18 protein-coding genes are annotated in these 21,284 nt (G+C 29.4%); all 18 read right to left on the minus strand.

Annotated features, from left to right (window positions below):
* Positions 1-217: 217 nt before the first annotated feature.
* Positions 218-1,582, minus strand: a complete 1,365-nt coding sequence (gabT, locus tag KPL54_RS18435; protein WP_216107957.1) for a 4-aminobutyrate--2-oxoglutarate transaminase — start codon at positions 1,580-1,582, stop codon at positions 218-220.
* A 38-nt stretch (positions 1,583-1,620) separates the two neighbouring features.
* Positions 1,621-3,087, minus strand: coding sequence for an APC family permease (locus tag KPL54_RS18440; protein WP_216107958.1), 1,467 nt, complete (start codon positions 3,085-3,087; stop codon positions 1,621-1,623).
* Between the two features lie 60 nt (positions 3,088-3,147).
* Positions 3,148-4,266, minus strand: coding sequence for a 4-hydroxybutyrate dehydrogenase (locus KPL54_RS18445; RefSeq protein WP_216107959.1), 1,119 nt, complete (start codon positions 4,264-4,266; stop codon positions 3,148-3,150).
* Between the two features lie 663 nt (positions 4,267-4,929).
* Positions 4,930-5,304, minus strand: a complete 375-nt coding sequence (locus KPL54_RS18450) for a NifU family protein (protein ID WP_253203571.1) — start codon at positions 5,302-5,304, stop codon at positions 4,930-4,932.
* Between the two features lie 82 nt (positions 5,305-5,386).
* Entirely contained in the window at positions 5,387-6,841 is a 1,455-nt protein-coding gene (locus KPL54_RS18455; protein ID WP_216107960.1) for a 4-hydroxyphenylacetate 3-hydroxylase family protein, read from the minus strand.
* A gap of 110 nt (positions 6,842-6,951) precedes the next feature.
* Positions 6,952-8,751 (minus strand): sigma 54-interacting transcriptional regulator, encoded by a 1,800-nt coding sequence (locus tag KPL54_RS18460; protein ID WP_253203575.1) that lies wholly within the window; start codon positions 8,749-8,751, stop codon positions 6,952-6,954.
* Positions 8,752-8,819: 68 nt separating this feature from the next.
* Entirely contained in the window at positions 8,820-10,124 is a 1,305-nt protein-coding gene (locus KPL54_RS18465) for an acyl-CoA reductase (protein WP_216107961.1), read from the minus strand.
* Positions 10,121-11,233, minus strand: coding sequence for a LuxE/PaaK family acyltransferase (locus tag KPL54_RS18470; RefSeq protein WP_216107962.1), 1,113 nt, complete (start codon positions 11,231-11,233; stop codon positions 10,121-10,123). Before KPL54_RS18470 ends, KPL54_RS18465 begins: the two co-directional genes overlap by 4 nt.
* Positions 11,234-11,252: 19 nt before the next feature.
* The gene (locus KPL54_RS18475; protein ID WP_268038774.1) at positions 11,253-12,599 is read right to left on the minus strand and encodes an AMP-binding protein; all 1,347 of its coding nucleotides are present in this window, start codon (positions 12,597-12,599) and stop codon (positions 11,253-11,255) included.
* A gap of 118 nt (positions 12,600-12,717) precedes the next feature.
* Complete coding sequence (locus KPL54_RS18480; RefSeq protein ID WP_216107963.1) at positions 12,718-12,960, minus strand: acyl carrier protein; 243 nt, start codon at positions 12,958-12,960, stop codon at positions 12,718-12,720.
* A 62-nt stretch (positions 12,961-13,022) separates the two neighbouring features.
* Positions 13,023-14,777 (minus strand): Eco57I restriction-modification methylase domain-containing protein, encoded by a 1,755-nt coding sequence (locus KPL54_RS18485; RefSeq protein ID WP_216107964.1) that lies wholly within the window; start codon positions 14,775-14,777, stop codon positions 13,023-13,025.
* A 54-nt stretch (positions 14,778-14,831) separates the two neighbouring features.
* Positions 14,832-15,467 (minus strand): cyclodeaminase/cyclohydrolase family protein, encoded by a 636-nt coding sequence (locus tag KPL54_RS18490; RefSeq protein WP_216107965.1) that lies wholly within the window; start codon positions 15,465-15,467, stop codon positions 14,832-14,834.
* 26 nt (positions 15,468-15,493) lie between these two features.
* Positions 15,494-16,354, minus strand: a complete 861-nt coding sequence (locus tag KPL54_RS18495; protein ID WP_216107966.1) for a DMT family transporter — start codon at positions 16,352-16,354, stop codon at positions 15,494-15,496.
* A 143-nt stretch (positions 16,355-16,497) separates the two neighbouring features.
* Positions 16,498-17,040, minus strand: a complete 543-nt coding sequence (locus KPL54_RS18500; protein ID WP_216107967.1) for a nitroreductase family protein — start codon at positions 17,038-17,040, stop codon at positions 16,498-16,500.
* Between the two features lie 52 nt (positions 17,041-17,092).
* Entirely contained in the window at positions 17,093-18,646 is a 1,554-nt protein-coding gene (gene murJ, locus KPL54_RS18505; protein WP_216107968.1) for a murein biosynthesis integral membrane protein MurJ, read from the minus strand.
* A 54-nt stretch (positions 18,647-18,700) separates the two neighbouring features.
* Positions 18,701-19,798, minus strand: a complete 1,098-nt coding sequence (locus KPL54_RS26585) for a glycosyltransferase (protein ID WP_216108025.1) — start codon at positions 19,796-19,798, stop codon at positions 18,701-18,703.
* Between the two features lie 37 nt (positions 19,799-19,835).
* Positions 19,836-20,555, minus strand: coding sequence for a WecB/TagA/CpsF family glycosyltransferase (locus KPL54_RS18515; protein WP_216107969.1), 720 nt, complete (start codon positions 20,553-20,555; stop codon positions 19,836-19,838).
* A gap of 77 nt (positions 20,556-20,632) precedes the next feature.
* A complete protein-coding gene (locus tag KPL54_RS18520) occupies positions 20,633-21,274 on the minus strand; it encodes a sugar transferase (RefSeq protein ID WP_216108026.1) in 642 nt (213 codons plus the stop codon).
* Positions 21,275-21,284: the final 10 nt, after the last annotated feature.

Raw genomic sequence — 21,284 nt, forward strand, 5'->3', positions numbered from 1 at the left:
CATTTGGCCATTATGGAAAAGCAATGTACAATTTATTTAGATACTTAGGTGTCAAAGAATTATCATTTAATCAACCAAAAGGAATGCTTTATAAATCAGAAAATCCATTTAAATAAAAAATCTTGAACATTATAACCTATTAAGAACAAATTATACAAATGGCTGTAGATAAATTTATCTACAGCCATTTTAAAATATAAATCATAATTATTAATTTTTATGCTTTAGTGCTTACCTTTGAAATTGCATTTTCAAGTATATCGAGTCCTGCATTTAATTGTTCATCTGTAATACATAAAGGCATTAAGCAACGAAGTGTGTTTCCTCTAACGCCACAATTTAATATGACTAAGCCATTATCGTTGCAATCTTTAATTATTGCTTTTACTTCTTTTGAAGCTGGTTCTTTTGTTACTCTATCAGTAACAAACTCAACACCCATCATTGCCCCGAGGCCTCGAACATCTCCAATAATTTTATATTTTTCCTTCATTTTATTAAATCTATCCATAGCTATTTCTGCAATATGATTTGATTTATCAGCATAATTATCTCTTTCCATAATTTCAATAACTTTTAAAGCTGAAACACATGCTATTGGGTTTCCAGCATAAGTTCCACCAATTCCACCAGCTTGGGAGGCATCCATAATTTCAGCTCTACCTGTTACTGCACTAATTGGCATTCCAGCTCCAAGTGATTTTGCAGAAGTTATTATATCAGCATATAATCCATTGTCTGCCCAGTATTCACTAGCAAACATTCTACCAGTTCTGCAGTATCCTGATTGTACTTCATCACATACTAATAATATTCCATTCTCATCACATATACGTCTTAGCTCTCTTACATATTCAATAGGTGTTGGAAGGAATCCACCTTCACCTTGAAGAGGCTCAATAACAACCGCTGCAACGTCTTCTACATTTATTTTTTCTAAAAAGAAATTCTTTAATTTTTCAATGTAATACTTCATTGCATTTTCCTCTGGCATTCCAGCTGGACGACGATAAATATAAGGAAATTCTGCTTGATGAACTCCTGGAGCGAAAGGTCCAAAGCCAAGTTTATATGGTTTTATTGTACTTGTCATTGCCATAGTTAAACTTGTTCTTCCATGAAATCCACCTGTAAATGTAACTATTTCTGTTCTTTTTGTATATTTACGTGCAATTTTTACAGCATTTTCAAGAGCTTCAGATCCACTATTTACGAACATTGTTTTTTTCTTAAAATTCCCTGGAATAATACTATTTAATTTTTCAGCTAAACGTACATAAGATTCATATTGTACTACATTTATACTTGAATGAAAAAATTTTGAAACTTGTTCTTTAACAACTTCAATAACTTCTGGATTACTATACCCTATATTTAAAACTCCAATTCCACCAACAAAATCTAACATGATATTTCCATCTACATCTTCAAACATTGCACCTTCCCCTCTTTCAATAAAAGTAGGTACTCCGGATGATACTCCAACTGGAACATTTTCTTGTCTAAGTTTTATTAATTCCTTTGCTTTTGGTCCCGGTATTGTTGTTATTATTTTGGGTAAACTAGTTCTTAATTCTGTCATAATAAATTCCTCCTCGATTATATTGAAATATATGGTTGTTATGCATCTAATTTAATATTTTTATTGTTACTCAAAACCTCTCCAACAATTTCTTTTCTTGCATATAGCTCACCAAATATTAAAAGTTCTCTTTCTTTCAAAGTTACATTTGGATACGCCTTTTGAGTCATTAAAGATAATCCAATACCAAGCACTGCCCAGAAAAGAATCATACCCCATTCATAAGGCCAAACAAGTCCTCCTGACGAAAATGGAAGATATAGACATATAAATGCTACAGATATAGTAATTGCTCCATATCCTATAAACTTATCATGTTTAACTTTAAAAGGTCTTTCTAAATTTGGTTCTTGCTTTCTAAGCATTACGAAAGCTAAGCAAACAAACAAATATGTTACAACAACTCCAAAAGAACTTGCATTAACAAACCAAACTAATGCATTCTTCCCTAATAAAGGAGCTAGTTCGCATATAATTCCTATAAGAATTACTGCTGCATACGGACTTTGTGTTTTAGGATTAACTTTACCAAAAATCGGTGGAAGCATTTTAGCTCTTCCCATTGCAAATAAAACTCTTGCACCCCCAATAATAAATCCATTCCAACTAGTTAAGATACCACATAAAGCACCTAAAATTATAACCTTACCCATTATCGGATTTCCGAACATAAAGGCTGCCGCATCAGCAACAGGAACTGCTCCATTAAGTCTAATATTTGTTGGTGCTGCTAGAGCAATACCAACACACATTGCCACATACCAGAATCCAGCCAATAAAATTGAAAAAATAAGAATTTTACCTATTTGTTTTTTAGGAATATTCATTTCTTCTGCCGATTGTGGAATAACATCAAATCCTACATACATGGCAGGAACCATTAAAAGAACTGCAAAGATTCCTTTTCCACTCTTAACTGCATCTCCCATAAACTTTGAATCTCCTATGCTAAATCCACCTATTATAAAAATTAGTCCAACTAAAGTTAGACCAATAGTAGCTACATTCTGGAATAAAACTGCACCTTTTCCACCTCTCAGGTTTATTATAATTAAAATTAGTCCTACAATCATACCTATCGCAGACCAAGATGCGTAAACGTCATAACCAGCAATAGTCCATAAATATCCCAGCTGTGGTATTGGAATTATATAGTTAACAGCAGTTGAGATAGCAATTCCTTCCCATGCTGCAACTCCTACGTAAGCAAAGCATGTACACCATATAGTTATCCATCCAAGCTTATACCCCATGGCTCTATATGCAAATACCAATCCTCCACCAGCACATGGCAATGCAGGAGTTAACTCCGCATAACACAGTCCTACAAATATGCACATTACTCCACCAATTAAAAATGCAATAACTGCTCCTAACCATCCAGCTTGTTCTACCCAGTATCCAGATAACATTACCCAGCCCCATCCAATCATTGCTCCAAAAGCTAATGCTAATATGTCACCTTTAGAGTAGACCTTCTCCAGGCTTTCACGTTTTTCACTCATGAGTTCCCCCCCTTATTATGTATGATAATATTTTGTTTAGTTTCATAATTTACTTGCCAGTTAATATAAATTTGTATATATCTCAATCATTTCTTCTCTTGATAATTCTACGTAGTTATTTACTAATAATCTTTGTTGTGACTCTATAACGCTATCAGTAAACAATTCTATTTCTTCTTTCTTCATTCCAAATTCTTTTAATGGCTTTTTCATCAATAATTTATTTAATACATTTTCAATTTCTTTATAAACATCCTCACCATGACTAAGGCCTAATATGTTTGTCAAAAGAGTATTTATTTCCTTTATCTTTCCATTTGGATTCTTTTTACTGTACATTTTAAAAACTTCAGTAAATAGTTCATAGTTAGCTTCTCCATGTGCTACATGATAAACTCCACCTAATGGATAAGACATAGCATGAACTGCTCCAACTCCAGCATTTGCAAAAGCAATTCCAGCATAATTACTGGCGGTTGAAAATTCCTTTAATAAATTCTGACGATAATCCTCACCTTTTTCTATAATTTCCATGTAGCCCTTCATAATCATTTCTATAGCTCTAACTGAAAATATCTCTGTGTATACACTAGCCTTAGGAGATACAAAAGATTCAATAGCATGAATTAACGCATCTATAGAGCTAGCAACAAAAAATTTAAAAGGTAATCCCTTAATTAACTCTGGAATAAGCACTGCTTGATTTGCAAATAACTCATCAGTCGCAAGTCCCATTTTTGTATGTTTTGATTTTATTTCTGCAATTGAGATATTAGTTACTTCGCTTCCAGTTCCACAAGTTGTAGGGATAATTATTAATTCCTTATCCCTTATAAAAGGTACTTTTTTCTCAAATAAATCAAGACAATTTTTCACATCTTTAAAAACCATTAATTTAGAAATATCTATAACAGTTCCACCACCTATACCTACAATTCTTTTGATTTTTTTATTAGGCATAGCTGCAATAATTTTGTTAATCATCTCGTCTGAAGGTTCACCAACACCATATTTTTCTTGAAAAATAAAGTCTGCTTTTAAATTCAAATATTTCATAAATGGTTCATAAATAAATTCTTGAGTTAATACTAAGTCACCTTCGCCAATTTTAAACTCATCTGCAAAATCTTTAAAATTATTAAAAGTATGAATCTGAGGTACTAATTGAAAATTCTTCATAACATCCTACCTTTCTTTTATTCATATTTAATTTTGTAAGACTTTTTATGTATTCCTCTCCTTTCATTGAAACATTCCTCTCTCAGTTGTATTTTATACTTACATATGTAGCAATTCCTATGCCAAAGTTATAACAAAATTATACATTTGAAAACTATTGCTAGTTAAGCGTTCTCTTTGTGTCTTTTAATTAAATATTCTGATTATTGTTTTATGTAAATATTATAAAATAAATAATAGAATGTGTATCATAAAAGAAACACATCTTAACAATTTAAATTGCCGGATTCCATAAACCCTTGCATATTATAAGTGTTACACCTTATATTTATTTCTGTTGCATATCTGAAACGTGTTCCATTTTTAAAACATATTTTTTCCCGAATATTTTAGATGTACAAGTTAAACTACTCAATGTGATTGAAGTGGATAAAGTTGAAAGAATTGGAATTCTAAATTACTTGCACCTGAAATGCTCCCTTTTCATAACCAAAAAAATAAAAGTCTGTTTTTGTCTCTATGGCACTTTTACATGAATTAATTTTTCTTTACAAATGTATTTTATCAAATTTACTCTAATATATCAATTAAAAAAACTGTAAATAGATTTGTATTTAACCAAATTTATCTACAACCACCTTTAATTGAGTCTATAATATCAAATTATTTGATGCTATCGCTTTCACTATTTATACAAATCTTTTCATATTTAGCTTCAAGATTTTCGTAACTAGCGCAAGCCTTGCTACCTTCATTTAAAATTTTTCTAGCTTGTTCTAATAAGTCTTCATTTATTTGATTTATTAGTATTACTTTTTTAATATCTGGTATTGCTTCTTTAAGTGTAGCTTCGACCAAATCCTCAACAGTATATTTTGCAGAAAGACAGCCTTTACATTGACCTAAAAGCTTTACTTCAACTATTCCATCACAGATGTTAACAAGTTCAATGTTTCCATAGTGATCTGCTAGTTTTGGTCTAACATCCATCTCAAGGATTTTTTCAATTTTAGCAAACATACCTTCTTTAGTAAACATTTTGTCACTCCAATCTTTTAAATATATTAGGGTTTAGTTATCCCCTAATATATTTAGGTATTTAATATTATGAAAGATGTATTTATTCTTTTATTCTAGCTATTACTTTTGCTAAGGCTTTTTTATGAGCCAAATTGCCTTGTCTTGCTATCATTATTCTTTGAGCCTGTGGCGATCCTGCCCCATGCATTGATTCCGTTCTATAACCAACAGCAGCTGTTCCAAGTGCTAAATTTTCTATTAATCTTAATATTCTCATTCTGTTTTCAGTTGAAACAGATGCAACACCTTTTAAGTATTTTTCAAGATAAGGTCCAGTTATTGGATCTTTAAAATCTTTATCTGCAGGCATAGTTACCATAAGTCCTCCAGCAATGTCTTCCGCAAGTCTTACTATTTCATATGGGAATCTTGTAACATTTTGTTTACAGACATTTGCAAGTAACAAATCTATTATATAGTTACCTGATTCAGTTTTATGTCCTTCTGCAGAGCATGCAATTCCACAAGCATATAGAGTTTCATTTAAGTGAGTCATTTCTATTAATTTGTCTTTAATGTGTGATACTCTATTTGTTCCATTGTAATCTGCGGCTACAGCAGTAGCTCCAATGAGCACGTCACCAACACCAGTTTTGCACCCACCATAACTTTGTCTATGATATCCTGCAAATCTTTCAACAAGCATTCCTGCAAATTCAGTTTCTCCATTTAAGAATATTCTATCATTTGGTACAAATACATTATCAAAGATAGTTAAAGCTTCTACTCCACCATAATTATAATTTCCAACATCTATATCTGCGCCTTCTTCACTTTTTCTTGTATCACAAGATTGACGTCCAAGAATCATAATAATACCTTCTGTGTTTGTTGGTATTGAAAAAGATACAGCATAATCCTTATCCTCAGGTCTCATAGCAATAGTTGGCATAACTAAAACTTCGTGAGAATTACATATTCCGGTTTGATGAGCTTTAGCTCCGCGAACTACAATACCATCTACCCTTCTTTCAACTACATGAAGATACATATCTGGATCTTCTTGTTTTGTTATTGAAAGCCCTCTATCTCCTTTTGGATCTGTCATTGCACCATCTACTATTAAATCATTTTCATGAATATATTCTAAAAACTTTGTAAAATTTTTATGGTACTTTGTTCCATATTCTTTATCAATTTCATAAGTAGTACTGTATTCAGCATTAAATGCATCCATTCCAACACATCTTTGAAAACATGAAGCGGTTTTTTGTCCACATAATCTTTGCATTTTGACTTTTTTAACTAAATCCTCTGTGCTCATATGAATATTTGCGAATCTGTTAATTTTTTTACCAGTAATTATTGAAGTAGATGTCATTAAGTCTTCGTACTCAGACATTTGTGCCAAATCATAGGTCATTTTAACTGAGTTCATTGATGGACGAATTATAGGATTGTCCACTACATTTTCTACTTTTTCCCCAAACATATAAACCTTCAAATTTAATTTTCTAAGACTCTCTACATATTGTTCTCCAGTCATTAATCCCACTAAAACCATTCCCTTCACATGTATATTTTTTTATATTACTTCACGTTTATTTAATTTTACATTTATAAATGTAGCAATACTCATGCCAAAGTTATATGAAAAATACATTTTTACAACATTCCCATCTCTAAATATCTTTTACGCTTTCTAAAAAAAGTAGTAGAATTAATGCCCAATTTTTTGGCAGCATCACGAACGTTACCAGCATCATCAAAAGCCATACTAATAAGTTTTGCTTCTACTTTTTCAACTGCCTCCTTTAAATTACATATTTCCTCACACTCAATAACTTTTCCTATAATACTCTGTGATAATTCAATTGGCAAGTCACTTTTGAATATTTTATTGCCATAACTCATCACTATAACCCTTTCTACAATGTTTTTGAGTTCACGTACATTTCCTGGAAATTTGTAATTATAAAGTGTACTCAACGCCTCAATAGTGAAAGTCTTTTCAAAATTATATTTATTATTTAATTTAGATAAGAAATGCTGAATTAAAGGTAAAATATCCTCTCTCCTATCTCTTAACGATGGTACAATAAGTGGTACAACAGCTAAACGATAATATAAATCCGCTCTAAACGTTTTATTTTTAATCATCTCTTCTAATTTTCTATTTGTAGCTGCTAATACTCTTATATCAATTTTTACTGGTTTCACCGCTCCAACTCTTTCAACTTTTCCTTCTTGAAGTACATTAAGCAGCTTAACTTGTATGTCTAAAGGAAGTTCTCCAATTTCATCCAAAAAAACTGTGCCTCCATCTGCCACTTCAAAAAGTCCCATCTTGCCTTCCTTGTTAGCCCCTGTAAACGCACCTTTTACATACCCAAAGAGCTCAGATTCTATAAGATTTTGAGGAATTGCTCCACAATTAATTTTTATAAAGTTTTTGTCACGTCTCATACTATTTTTATATATAAATTTAGCGATTTCTTCTTTTCCAACTCCCGTTTCTCCGAGTATTAAAACAGTAGTATCCACATTAGCTACTCTTTTAGCAACTTCCAATAAGTCTAACATTGTTTTATCCTTAGCAATCACGTCTGTTAAATTTAGATACTGAATTCTCATAGCCTCTATCTCTGAATAATATTTTTCTGTTAACTTCATATTTTTAGCAAGCTGATCTTGTAGCTCGTATAGTTCTGTTATGTCTCGTACATTTGTAACAACCATATTTATATTGCCCTCGTCATCAAAGATAGGGTTACTTGAAACCAACACTTTTTTACCTGTACTAAATTCCTGCTCAATTGTATTAGATTTTCTATTTTTTAATACCATAAGAGTAGATGACTTAGATATGTATCCCTCTTTTTCTAGTTCGTACATATTTCTGGCTATCATATTTTTTCTTTGTAACCCTGTTATGTTTTCATAAGATTTATTAATCTTTAATGTATTAGCTTTGCCATCGGTTATATAGATACCATCAAAGGATGCTTCAATAACTGCATCCAATTCTATGCAATTGAGTTTTACAATGCCACATTCATTATTGCAGTTTAATCTTTGCTTAAGATCATTTATTTCTTCTAATGAATTAGCAAACCGATGTTTATAAATATTATTCACACTGAAATTCCCTACAAATTTACCATCTGAATTTGTAACTGCCATATAACTTTCCACTTTATCAATGCAGTCCGATATTTTAGAATCTTCATTTATAATATTTGTTGTACCCCTTAAAAGGTATTTTACATATGTATCAGGGCTTGTACCGTTAATAAAATTTTTAATTATATCACTTTTCGTTATAACTCCAACTAAAATATCTTTTTTATCTAATATAGGTATTACTTCTACTTCATTATTATTAAATAACTGTGATGCCTCATAAAAAGTATTATTTTCTTTTAGTTTGAAATCACTTTTCGTCATAATATCCTTTACTTTCAAAAAAAACACCTCTCAATTTATAATAAATTAAACCATGCATTATTTATAAATTACATAGTTCAATTTTATTATATCATTCCCTTTATACTAAGAGAACACCATCTAACTAATTCACTCATTATTAAACTTCCATCCCAAGGAGAATCATAGAAGTTCATATACCCTATTTTCACAACTCTGTCTACTCCAAATGTTGTTACTTTGTCCGTAAATTCTAAAACTTTTTCCCTATTCTTAGAAGCTATTCCTATAGTTTGTATATTTCTAGTAATTAAAGGACATACATCAAATATATCCTCCACCTCTTTTATAAATATAGTTCGCCCCGTGATTGGTTCCTCAAGCTTTATTTCACTATCAATTAATATTGTATATTGAAGTCCTGTGCTTATATAAGCTAGCTTATCAAGGCCTAATAAATATTCTCCTCTTTTATTAATTATCTTAGCAGCAATAGCCTCTTCTAAATCTAAATTTGTATATCTTTTAGTGATTCTTTCGAATTTTAGACTTATTATTTTAGCTACATCTATTACATTTAATTTACTTTTCTCTATAAATAACACCTGAGGCGAAGAACATCCCTTTTGACCAAAAACAATTATATCTGTAACCAAATTCTCTAAGTATTCTTCTAAATCATCACTCTCAATAGCTGATTTATCAAAAACAGCAAAAGAATACTTAGGGCCAAAAATCAAATCCTTACAAGTGGTTTTTTTTGGCATTAGGCAAATATCATCTACTGCTGCTTTATTTCCCCAAACTATCCTAACATCAGCTTTTAAGGACATCAAAGAATTAAGATTTCTATCAAAACTATCGAAATAAATAAGGGCAATATTCTTAAGTAAAATATTAGAAGAATATGTTCGGCCTTCATATTCAACATTTATATTTGCTAAAATTATTAATAATTTATATACAACACTTACGCTTTTCTTAGATACTCGAAGAATATTAGCATTTTTACATAATATGCTTTGCATAACAGAATAAATTCCAAGTGTAGGCACATTCCCAGCCATCCAATGACATACTATACCCCTTGGTTGTGCTTTAATGTATTTTTCATCATCTATCTGTACGAATTTATTTAAGTATTCGATATTTTCTAAGTTAAGTTTTAACTGTTTTTCAATATTAACCTTTTTCAAATAGAAACATAAAAACGAAACGCCTTCCATTCTTAATATTTCTCTGTTTTTTGCAATTTTTTTGCTATACTCATTAATTATAAGTATTATAGCTTCTACTGGAATTTTATGAATTTCCGAAAGATTGTTATTTAAGTAGGTTTCTATTTCGTTAAAATCTTTAAAACTCATACCATTCTCATTAAATTCACCATTTAGCTCATAACAATTTATCATTTTCCTACCTCTCTTCGTGCAAAAGTATCTCCACATCCTCTAACTTCAGCTTTGTCTATTCGCGACTTAAATTTAAAATACTTGCCGTGTCTACCACACAGGCAATCATCTATACCTATAAACTCGCCGACATCTTCAGTTAGGATCGCTTGTGACGGATAACTAGTACCTAAAATACTCATAACCTCTATAATCCCACTTTTTCCAAATTTCACTTCTTCTAATGTTTGTATATCCCTTATAATAATTTCTGCAAAATTAGGGACATGTTTATACCCATATTCACAATCAATAAAAACTACTCCTAACTGCTCTACCATTCCATAAAAATCTATTATATTAGAAACTTTAGCCTTAAATACCTGTGCAGCAGTCTCTGAAAACACTTTTTTCTCTACCCTTTCAGATATTAATTTTTTCCATCCGCCACTATGTAGTAGCTTCATATTTGGCATATTTAATTGTATTTGTTCCTGTTTTAAAACTTTTAAAAATTTAGACCATAATATATAGGTAAATCCATAAACTATAATTTTCTCATCCTTATGCTTTCGCTCAAATGCACGTAGTCTATCTATATTTACCCTAAGTTCATCATTCTCTTTATCCATTACATAACAAATCTCACTTCCAAAAGCACTTACTCCTCTTATCGCTGCACCACGTGCAGTCATGCTATCCCCTTTTTTATTGCTATCTTCATCATCTATGATAAGCATTGGTCTTCTTTTGGAACCTAAAAAATTTGATAATGTACTTATTAACCCTTGTGTTTGCCTTATTGAAGTCTTTTTATCTAAATATATTTTGCTAGGGATTCCTGTGGTTGTAGCACTAGAAAGCAACACTCTTGCTACTTTCTCAACCTCGCAAACTCTAAGATCAAAAGATTTAAACATATTGACAGGTATATATGGAACCTCTTCTAATGTTTTAATGCTATTTATATCTATACCTAATTTTTCATACATAGATTTTATGTTTAGATTCTCCATATTGTTATCTAGCTGAGATAATATTGTTTTTAAAAGGAGCTTTTCCTTATCTTTCTGATTTAAATTAAACTGTTCACCAAACACTAGCTCATCTATAATTTCCGCAATCTCCAATTTTATCACCCTCTTGTTGTTACTTAAGTTGTTTAATTAACACCTTACCTGAAGAATTTTTAGGAAGAGTGCTTAAAAACTCTATATATCTTGGTATTTTATATGAAGGCAATTGTTTTTTACAAAAATCTAAGATATATTTAAAATCTATAAATGTTTTATCCACAACTATTACTACAAAGGCTTTTACCGCTTCTCCTAAAATGTCATCCCAAACCCCAATAACAACGCATTCTACTACTTCTGGAATTTGTAATATTATATCTTCTATTTCTTTAGGACTTATTCTAATACCACCACTTTTAATAATATTTTTTTCTCTTGAAACTATATATATAAACCCCTCATCATCTACTTTTGCTATATCTCCCGTATATAAATATCCTTGCTTTAGAACTTTATCTGTTTCTTCCTTATCATTAAAATATCCCTTCATTATATTGTCGCCTTGAGCAACAACCTCTCCTATTTCACCAGATTTCACTCTATTTCCTTCACTATTTAAAACAAAAAGCTCTGTTCCCTTAATTCCATGTCCTATTGAATTCATCTTTTCCTTAATTAAGCATGGTGGTAAATAAGATAACCTTGCTGTAGCCTCAGTTTGACCGTACATTATAAATATATCTACGCCTCCCAAAATATCTATAAGTTGTTTTATAAATATCTCTGGTAGCTTTCCACCTGCTTGAGTTATATACCTTAATGTTGGGAACTTAGTATTCTTCATATCAGTCATTCTAAGCAATATTTGATAAGTACTAGGAACACCTGAAAAACCTGTACAATTATACTTATTTATATCCTCAAGAACTGTTTGTGGAAACATAAATTTATTATTAATTACTAGACTTCCCCCTACTCTAAAATGAGTATGTAAAATTGAAGTACCATAACAATAATAAAAAGGAAGCACCGTTTCCACTCTATCATTATTTGTAAGTTCCAAGTATTCTATTATAGAATTTGTATTGTATATAAGATTATAATGGGTAAGCATTACTCCCTTAGGATTACCTGTAGACCCAGAAGTAAACAATATTACAGCTACATCTTCTTTTATATTTATATTATCTTTATTGTTATTTTCCTGATTAGAACTTAAATTAGATCCATTTTTATCTGTATATATTTCAACATCTTTATAATCAAGTGACTTTATTTTTTCACAAAATTTGTTTTGAGTAAAAATCACCTTAATATTTAGAGAGTCAATAATATACTTTATCTCATTACTACTTAAAGCTGGATTAATAGGAACACATATGACCCCGCTTTTAATTATTCCAAAGTAGTTTTCAATAAAGAAATTAGAATTTTCCGAAACTAAAAGTACAGCATTCTTTTTTGATAAATTCTTGTTTATTAAGAAAGAAGCTTTTTTTTTACATTTTCATAAACTTCTTTATAGCTAATCTCATTTTTAAAGATAACAGATGTTTTATTAAGTTTTGATGAATTCTCGAAAATGTAATCTGTAAATGTCATATCTCAATACCATACTTGCCAACTATTTTCTTAATATCACCTATAGTATACATTCTAGAAATATCCACCACATTTAAAGCTATATCAAAAACTTCTTCTAAACTTGTTATAAGTTCTACATGTCCAATAGAATCCCAATTTTCTATCTCATCTGGTCCCATATCATCATTTATATCCTCAATTTTTTTTATATCAAATACATCACGTAACACCTTGTTTAGTTTTTCTAAATTGCTCATAGTAATTCCTCCTAAATATTAATGTTTTATTATATACAAAGCAATATTCATGCCAAAAGAGATTATACTTCTCCAAGTATAATCTCTTTTTCTTCTTCATTAAGGTTAAAGTAATCATATAAATAATTTTCATCTGTGCCCTTATACTCCATCATGGTTGGAATGCATAATTTCATTAAGTTATTTGGATAATACTCATATGCATCCTCACCTAGTTTTTTCGCAAAGGTCTTAAAATAGAATTCGTATATTTTACTATTTAATATGTATAATAAAAAATCATAAGTAACCTCAGTATCTTCTTTTAATGTAAGTGCATATACATCTGCACTAAAATAACTTCCCGTGTCAAGAGCAAATCTGTTACTACTCGCTTTAAACGGAAAAATTATCTTTTCACCTTCGAATATACTTTGATTTCTTCCCCATTGAAGTTCATACCATTTTCTAATACCCTTTTGACACTCCCTTCTTTTTAGAAGCTTTTCCTTCTGTAGTCCAATATAAGCTATAGCATTATTATATTCTTTAGGATTACAAATTAAATCTGAATATATTATATAACTATCTTGCCTTAAAATTATATTTTTTTCTATGTAACTACTCTTAATCCAAGGTTTTATTATATTCTTTTCAATATTTTTTCTTAGTAAAGTATCCTTATTTAGTACGAAAGCTTTATCACACCCAGTTATTATTCCCTGATAGCTATAACATATATTACTAAGCTCAGTATGTTTTTGTTGTTTTATTTTTTTTATTATGGTTCTCACTTTCTCATCTACTAAAACCCAACCCTTATCATCTAGTTCTTTTTTATTTAGCATAAAAGCGTTGAATTTATTGCCACCTTTTAAAAATACATTATTATAAAATTCTTTTTTTTCTTTACCTTTTACGGTCAATGGCTTTATAATTTCAATTTGATTATCAGGGGTTTTATGATTTGTTATAAATATAATTAAAGGGTCTATCCCTACATTTTTAAATGGTCTTATACCATAAAAATCTATCATTTTATCTATAGTGTAGCCTTCCCTTAATAGTTTCCTCAAATCTTCTCCACTAGGTGATTCTATAAAGTATCTTGAAGTAATAAATGTAAGTTTCCCACCCTCACTTAAATCTTCTAATGCTTTCTCAAAAAAACAATATGATAAGTCACCTTTATCTCTGTATACTTTTTTATATTTTATTTTTAAAAATGAAGCATACTCGTTATCTATAGATTTTTTGCCAACATAAGGTGGATTTCCTATTACGATATCATATTTACATTCGTTCTCATATAATAAAAAATCCTTATTAAAAATATTTACAAGTATGCAACCCTTGCTTAAATCATATAAATCAATAACAAGAATTTTTAATGCTATATCATCAATGTCAAATCCGAACAAGTTATATCTTATTATATGGTCATCAATGCTTTTTTCATTTAACTTTAATCCATTTTTCTCATTAATAAAGCTCAAATTATCCTTATATAAATTTTTAAGAAATTTAAAACAACAAATCAAAATATTCCCTGTGCCACAGGATGGATCGACAATTCTTATATATGGATTATTTATTATCTGCACTGCTTTTATAGTATTTTCTATCATATAAGAGGTTATAGGTTCTGGAGTGTACACCGTACCCTTCTCTTTATTATTTTTTATAAATTCATAATAGCCATCACCAAAACTTTTTTTCCCTGATCTTTCTAATTTTATTTTATAATTTTTAAGAGCAATTACTTTATATATATCCTCTATTGGACTTATTATAATATTATATACCTCTTTTATTTCTTTTTTTAATAAATCAAGCATTTATTTTCTCCCACCTATGTTACTAAAATTTAGTTTTAACATGTTATTATTTAACTACAAACTCTCATCAACAATAGTTAATATTTCATCCCGTTTTATTCTTCCATTTTCAACTAATTCGTAACAACGTTTTTTAACTTTTTCTTTGTAAATTTCATCTTTAATACTAGAAAGGTTTATTTTAACATTTAAAATTGCACTTTCAATAGATGCTTGAAGCATTAAAACTGATACCCCAGCATCAGAAATCGCATTTTTGTTACCTAACTTAGCTGCTACCATCACATACTCATATGTTTTATATGCTTCTTCTGCTACATTTAAAGGAACTTCTAAAGCCCCTAAATATCCCTCTTTTATTTTAGCACTTCGTGCTTTCTTATCATCATCGCTTTCCTTTGGAAGTTTAAAAGCTGACATCAGTATTAAAAAAGCCTCCTTGTCTTTATTCATTAGTTCTAAAAATTTATCCTGATATTTAAGACATTCATCTAGAGTTTTAGAAATAAGTATTTTTTCCTCATCACTATATTCATTGTATACCTTCTTACCTATAGTTAAATTAAATACCATAGAACCTAATCCACTGGCTAAAGATGCTGCAAGTGCTGCAACACTTCCACCTCCTGGTACAGGTGAATTTGAACCTAATTCATCAATAAATTCTCTTACAGTTTTTTGATCTAACATTTTTTATTCTCCCTTCAAAAATCTAATTATTTCTTTGTTAATATCACTACTGACAAAACAATCATTATACTCCCAATTATAATTCTAGATGAAATAGGCTCTCCTAAAATTATTATTCCTAGTATTAAGCTAACTATAGGCTCAATAGTACTTAGAATTGAAGCCTTAGAAGGTCCTATTAGTCTAACCCCTTCTAAAAATGCCATTAAAGCTACCACCGTAGATATAAATGCTATAAGTAAAATTGCCACAAGTGCATAGAAAGAAATATGGATGCTAAAATTATTAGTGCTCATAGCAGCTATAAACATAACAGTAGCAGATGCACATGAAATATAAAAGGTTAATACGTAACTATTAATATTCTTAAATTCTTTATTAGAAGCTCCTAGCACATATAATGAATATAATACTGCCGCTATTAATGCGAGTATTATTCCTTTTATGTTAAAACTAACACTTGCCTTATCAATTAAAATATAAATACCCATTAAAGATATAATCAAAGATATAATTTTTCTAGAATATATTTTTTCTTTATAAAACACATATGCTAATATAGTGACAATAGATGGATATATGTAGAAAATCATACTTGCCATTCCAATGCCTATATAATTATATGACATGTATAAACTAGAAGTTGTAAGTGTAAATCCAAATACACCAATAATTAATATTAAAATGGACTGTTTTTTAGTCAATTTCATAGATATACCTTTTGTTTTCAAGTAATAGAAAAGCATAATTGCTGCAAACAAAAACCTAAGGAACAGTGTACTGTATGCATTTGCTCCTCCTTTATATGACAGTTTCGCAAGTATTGGCATAATGCCAAAAGCACTAGCTGATAAAATAATGTATAGAATTCCTTTTGTTTTCTCCATAGTATCCCTCCTCTTTTTCACATAAATTAAATAACAATTGCATAACTATTAAAATTGTACCATTTTTATGTTAATATTTCATCAATTAACTAAAATAAGACCCCATGATAACAAAAACATCATAGGGTCCTAGAATAAATTATCTATTTAGTATATGCATTATCCCAAGTGTTTGAAAATACAAATTCTTTTACATCTTTTTTATCATAATGTTCTTTACTCTCTGCAATTTCTCCAATTGGGGTTATAGCAACTACCTTATAATTTTGTGGAATTGACAATGCTTTTTTGATAATATCCTCATCAATTGCAGCAATCCAACAAGTTCCATACCCCTCATTAGTAGCAGATAAAACAAAATGCTCCATAGCTATAGCACTATCTACTAAATAATACTCTTTATTTTCTACTTCTCCCGAAGCATTTGGATCCGCAACTACAACTGCCGTCATTGGCGCATCAATTATTGACTGTGCTGCTAAATTATCCTTGTTCATTATTGCTTTTGAAATTTCCATAAGCTCCTTCTTTTCATCAACTAATATAAATTTGTAAGAAGTCTTATTTTTCCATGATGGCGACATCATAGCTGCATTAATCATTCTAGCTAACTTTTCTGCATTTACTGGGGTACTTTTAAATTTCTTAATACTTTTTCTATTTTCAACTACATCATAAAATTCCATATAACACACTCCTTTAAATTTAGTATGTGTAATAGTGGCATAAACAATGTAATTATTTTTTCGAATTTTTACTTTTAAATATATTCCATACATACATAGTTTCTTCGATTTTAAAAAGGTACGTCAAAACAAAATATAATATACTTCCTATAGCTGCACATACAAATAAAATTGTTAAATTCAAAACAAATCCTGACACTAAATTAATTATAAATATTTTTTTCATGAAATATATTATCACGCCCATAATAATAGAAGCTATAGATATTTTTCCCACGGTTTTAGCCATAGAACTAAACTGTATTCCTGGAAATTTCTTATTCATCTTAAAAAACAACATTAAAGTAATAACTACAGCTGATATTGATGATGATAATGCCAGTCCCGGAACTAACATATGTCTATACAAAACAGCACTTAAAACAACATTTATTACCACACCTACTACACTATATATCATCGGAGTTTTAGTATCTTTAGCTGAGTAAAATGCCCTATTTAATATGTCACGTACTCCATAAGCTACCATAGTAGGAGAATATAGTACTAATGCCTCTGAAACCAATTTCATGTTACCTACCGTAAATTTTCCTCTTAAATATAGTACGCTAATTAAAGGTTCCCTTAATATTACTATTGCAAGTGCAGCAGGTATCATTACTATATTTATGATGTTAATTGATTTAACTAAAGATTTTTTGTATTCCTCATGATTATTTTGAACTATGAATGTAGAGAGTATTGGGTATATTATCATAGATACTGCTACAGCAAAAACTTCATAAGTAAGTAAAGTGACCTTATTTGCGCAATCAAGAATTGACGCTGCACCCTCATATAAACCTATTGCAAATGATCTATTAATGAATAAATTGAATTGCATTGTTGCAGTACTTATTATTATAGGAATCATTAATATAAACATTTTTCTTAAGTCTTTATCCTTAAAATCAACTTCTAATTTATACCTATATCCAAATTTCCTAAATTTGGGTACATTAATTATGAATTGTATAAAGAATGCTAAAACTGTTGTTATTGCAAATCCAGTAAGTCCAAATTTATCTACAAATAAACTTAAATAGATTATATATATTAAATTTGCTGCAGCCGCCATGGCCGACGGAATAGAAAATTCCTTATGAGCTTGCAGAGCGCCCGCAACCACACCTTGAAGAGTTAAAAATAAAACTGATAAAAACATTATTCTAAGTATTTTCACAGTTTGTTTAAATACTATTGGCTCATTAGACAAGTTATTAGCAAAATAATACACTATATAATAAGAAAATAATATCCCAATTCCTGTTATTATTACAGTAGCTAACATTGAAGTGTTAGTTACATTATTTACAAAGCTATTTCTTTCATTTATATCTTTTGTCTCAATATATTCTGTAAGCACAGGTATTATTGTAGTACTAAGTCCATATCCTAGACTAGTAAAAAGATACACTATTCCAAAACACCATACATATATGTCTGATGAATGAGAAGTCCCAAATTTAGCAAATATTAAACTATCTCTTACTATACCTAATATTTTCCCAACAATTACAAATATCATTACAATCATTGAACTCTTTAAAACTTTATTTTCTTTCATGATACGCTCCATATTTTTGTGAATTTAAGAATTATTATCATCTTCACTGTTAAATCATTTTTTTAATATTTTTTTATAAATTTCATAATATTTTTCCCAAAAATTATCTATAGTGAAATTATTAATAACGATACCATGTAAATTTTCTCCTTTTACATTTGAATAATCCTTATCTAAATAGGCCTCTCTCATGGCCATGTAAATATAAACATTATCCTTATCTTTTATTTTATATCCACTATTGTCATCTAATATACACTCTAGGTCTCCAACTTGCGTATAAATTAATGGTTTCTTTACAATTCCTGATTCTAATACTGTAAGTGGCGGTGCTCCACCCTCACTTAAAGAAGCTAGAATACTAACATTAGATGCATTTATGTAGTCTAAAGGATTAAAAACATTTCCTACCATAATAACTTCATTTTCTAATTTTAATTCCTTTATTAAATTTTTCAGTTCTAAGTCTAACTCTCCACCACCAACTAATAATAATTTCACATCATGAAATTCAAGAATTAATTTTTTAAATGCTAAAATAACTTCTTTATGGTTTTTTATTGGATGTAATCTTGCTACCATAACATATACAAATTCATTCTCTTTTATTTTCAAACTATTCCTTATATCTTTTGCAGGGATCCCAATGATACAATTTTTTATATCTATACCATTGTTTACAACTGAAATTTTTCCTTCTATTTTCTTATCTTCAAGTAAAGACTTCAAGTTATTTGATACACAAATATAATTTTTAAAACTCTTTAATCCACTAGTACTTAAAGGCGTAAATATAAAATATTTCAGCTTATTGTTAAGAAAATCATATCTAAAATCACTATGAACTACGGCTACTGTTGACACATTTAATTTACTTTTTAAAACTAAATGTAATAGGAAAGGTTTGGCTCCATGGAAATTAACTATATTTATTTCATTGTGATTTATGAAGTTAACAAGCTCCATATTATAAAGCTTCTTACTAAAAAGTTTATAACTAACACCCAGTTCCTTAGCTTTTATATATAACGGGCCTTCTCCAAGACAAGCAATTACATTTTCAAATTTTTTATTTGATTTGTCACATATATTTAATACATGTTTTCCACCACCACCATTGTCATTACCAGATATAATATGTAATACTTTAATGTTTACCCCTCCCTTTACTCATCTAAAAAAACAATAATTACTCCTGTTTGTTTTTATATTTTATTACCATCATAATAAATTTTGGTATAGATGCTAATCTTTTAATCCTAAATGGCTCTTTTATTACTCTATATAACCATTCCATTCCTAAGTTTATCATCCATTTAGGTGCGCGTTTAACCTTACCCGCAATATTATCAAAACTTCCCCCAACTCCCATAAATATTTTGCAAGGAAGCCTGTCCATGTATTTTGTTATAAATAATTCTTGCCTTGGACATCCCATTGCAACAAATAATACTTTAGGTTTTACGGCTTCTATTTCTTTTAATATATCTTCACAATTATCTAATTCAAAATATCCATCATGGCTACCAAGTATATTCAATTTATGATATTTAGTTCGTAAATTTATATTACACATATCAACTGTCTCTTTTGTTGATCCTAAGAGATATATTCCTTCATTATCTTTTTCACATTTTTTAACTATATTATCCATGACTTCTATACCTGCAATCTTTTCTTTGACAGGATTTCCTACAATTTTAGAACATATAACTGTTCCAATTCCATCTGGAATAATAATTGAATTTTCACTTATAAAATTATGCAGCAAAACAGTATTTTCAAGTCCACTAAGGAGAACTTCTGGATTTCCTGAAATAATATGTACCTTTTCAAAATTGTCTATAGCTTCAAGTAAAGCTCCCATATTATCATTAAAAATTTTATATTGTAAAATTTTCGTTATCATAAATTCCTCCAAACAACCTACCTCTAGCAGATTCAATATTAAATTAGTTTAGTTTAGTAACTCACTAATGTGAGTTACTAAAATGCACCATCTTTCTTAAATACAGACACCACGGTTAATAAGATTATTTTTATATCTAATATAACTGAAAAGTCCTTAATATAATTAAGATCATAAGCAACCGTTTTTCCTAGTTCTATTTCTCCTCTTCCACTAATTTGTGCAAGTCCTGTTATTCCTGGCAAAACTAAAAGCCTTTGATGATAACTTTCCGGATAATACTTAACTACTTCTGGTATTTCAGGTCTAGGTCCTACAAGACTCATATTGCCAAACAAAACATTAAAAAGTTGAGGTATCTCATCTAAACTACTACGTCTCAAAAAATTACCTACCTTAGTTACCCTACTGTCTGACCTACTTTGAAATACAAAATTTTCAAGATCATCTGGATTAATATCAAGTTTTCTTTTACTCTCAGCTTGAACTATCATGGTTCGAAATTTATAGATAGTAAAGTTTTCACCATCTTTACCAACTCTAATTTGCCTAAATATAGTTCCACCTTTTGAGTCTATTTTAATAGCGATAATGATAATTAAATATATAGGTGATAATATAATTATCCCTATTAAAGATAATATAATGTCCATTAATCTTTTAAGTGCAAATTGAAATTTTTTATTTTCGATGTGTGTTTTCTTATCTATAGTTATCATTTTACTTTTA

It is taken from the genome of Clostridium estertheticum, assembly GCF_018861295.1.
In the GTDB taxonomy this organism is placed as follows: Bacteria; Bacillota; Clostridia; order Clostridiales; family Clostridiaceae; genus Clostridium_AD; species Clostridium_AD estertheticum_D.

Bases quoted from the DNA above. Each gene is read 5' to 3' on its own strand.
- gabT (WP_216107957.1), bottom strand. From the start codon at position 1,582: ATGACAGAATTAAGAACTAGTTTACCCAAAATAATAACAACAATACCG.
- KPL54_RS18440 (WP_216107958.1), bottom strand. From the start codon at position 3,087: ATGAGTGAAAAACGTGAAAGCCTGGAGAAGGTCTACTCTAAAGGTGAC.
- KPL54_RS18445 (WP_216107959.1), bottom strand. From the start codon at position 4,266: ATGAAGAATTTTCAATTAGTACCTCAGATTCATACTTTTAATAATTTT.
- KPL54_RS18450 (WP_253203571.1), bottom strand. From the start codon at position 5,304: ATGTTTACTAAAGAAGGTATGTTTGCTAAAATTGAAAAAATCCTTGAG.
- KPL54_RS18465 (WP_216107961.1), bottom strand. From the start codon at position 10,124: ATGATAAATTGTTATGAGCTAAATGGTGAATTTAATGAGAATGGTATG.
- KPL54_RS18480 (WP_216107963.1), bottom strand. From the start codon at position 12,960: ATGAGCAATTTAGAAAAACTAAACAAGGTGTTACGTGATGTATTTGAT.
- KPL54_RS18485 (WP_216107964.1), bottom strand. From the start codon at position 14,777: ATGCTTGATTTATTAAAAAAAGAAATAAAAGAGGTATATAATATTATA.
- KPL54_RS18490 (WP_216107965.1), bottom strand. From the start codon at position 15,467: ATGTTAGATCAAAAAACTGTAAGAGAATTTATTGATGAATTAGGTTCA.
- KPL54_RS18495 (WP_216107966.1), bottom strand. From the start codon at position 16,354: ATGGAGAAAACAAAAGGAATTCTATACATTATTTTATCAGCTAGTGCT.
- KPL54_RS18500 (WP_216107967.1), bottom strand. From the start codon at position 17,040: ATGGAATTTTATGATGTAGTTGAAAATAGAAAAAGTATTAAGAAATTT.
- murJ (WP_216107968.1), bottom strand. From the start codon at position 18,646: ATGAAAGAAAATAAAGTTTTAAAGAGTTCAATGATTGTAATGATATTT.
- KPL54_RS18515 (WP_216107969.1), bottom strand. From the start codon at position 20,555: ATGATAACGAAAATTTTACAATATAAAATTTTTAATGATAATATGGGA.
- KPL54_RS18520 (WP_216108026.1), bottom strand. From the start codon at position 21,274: ATGATAACTATAGATAAGAAAACACACATCGAAAATAAAAAATTTCAA.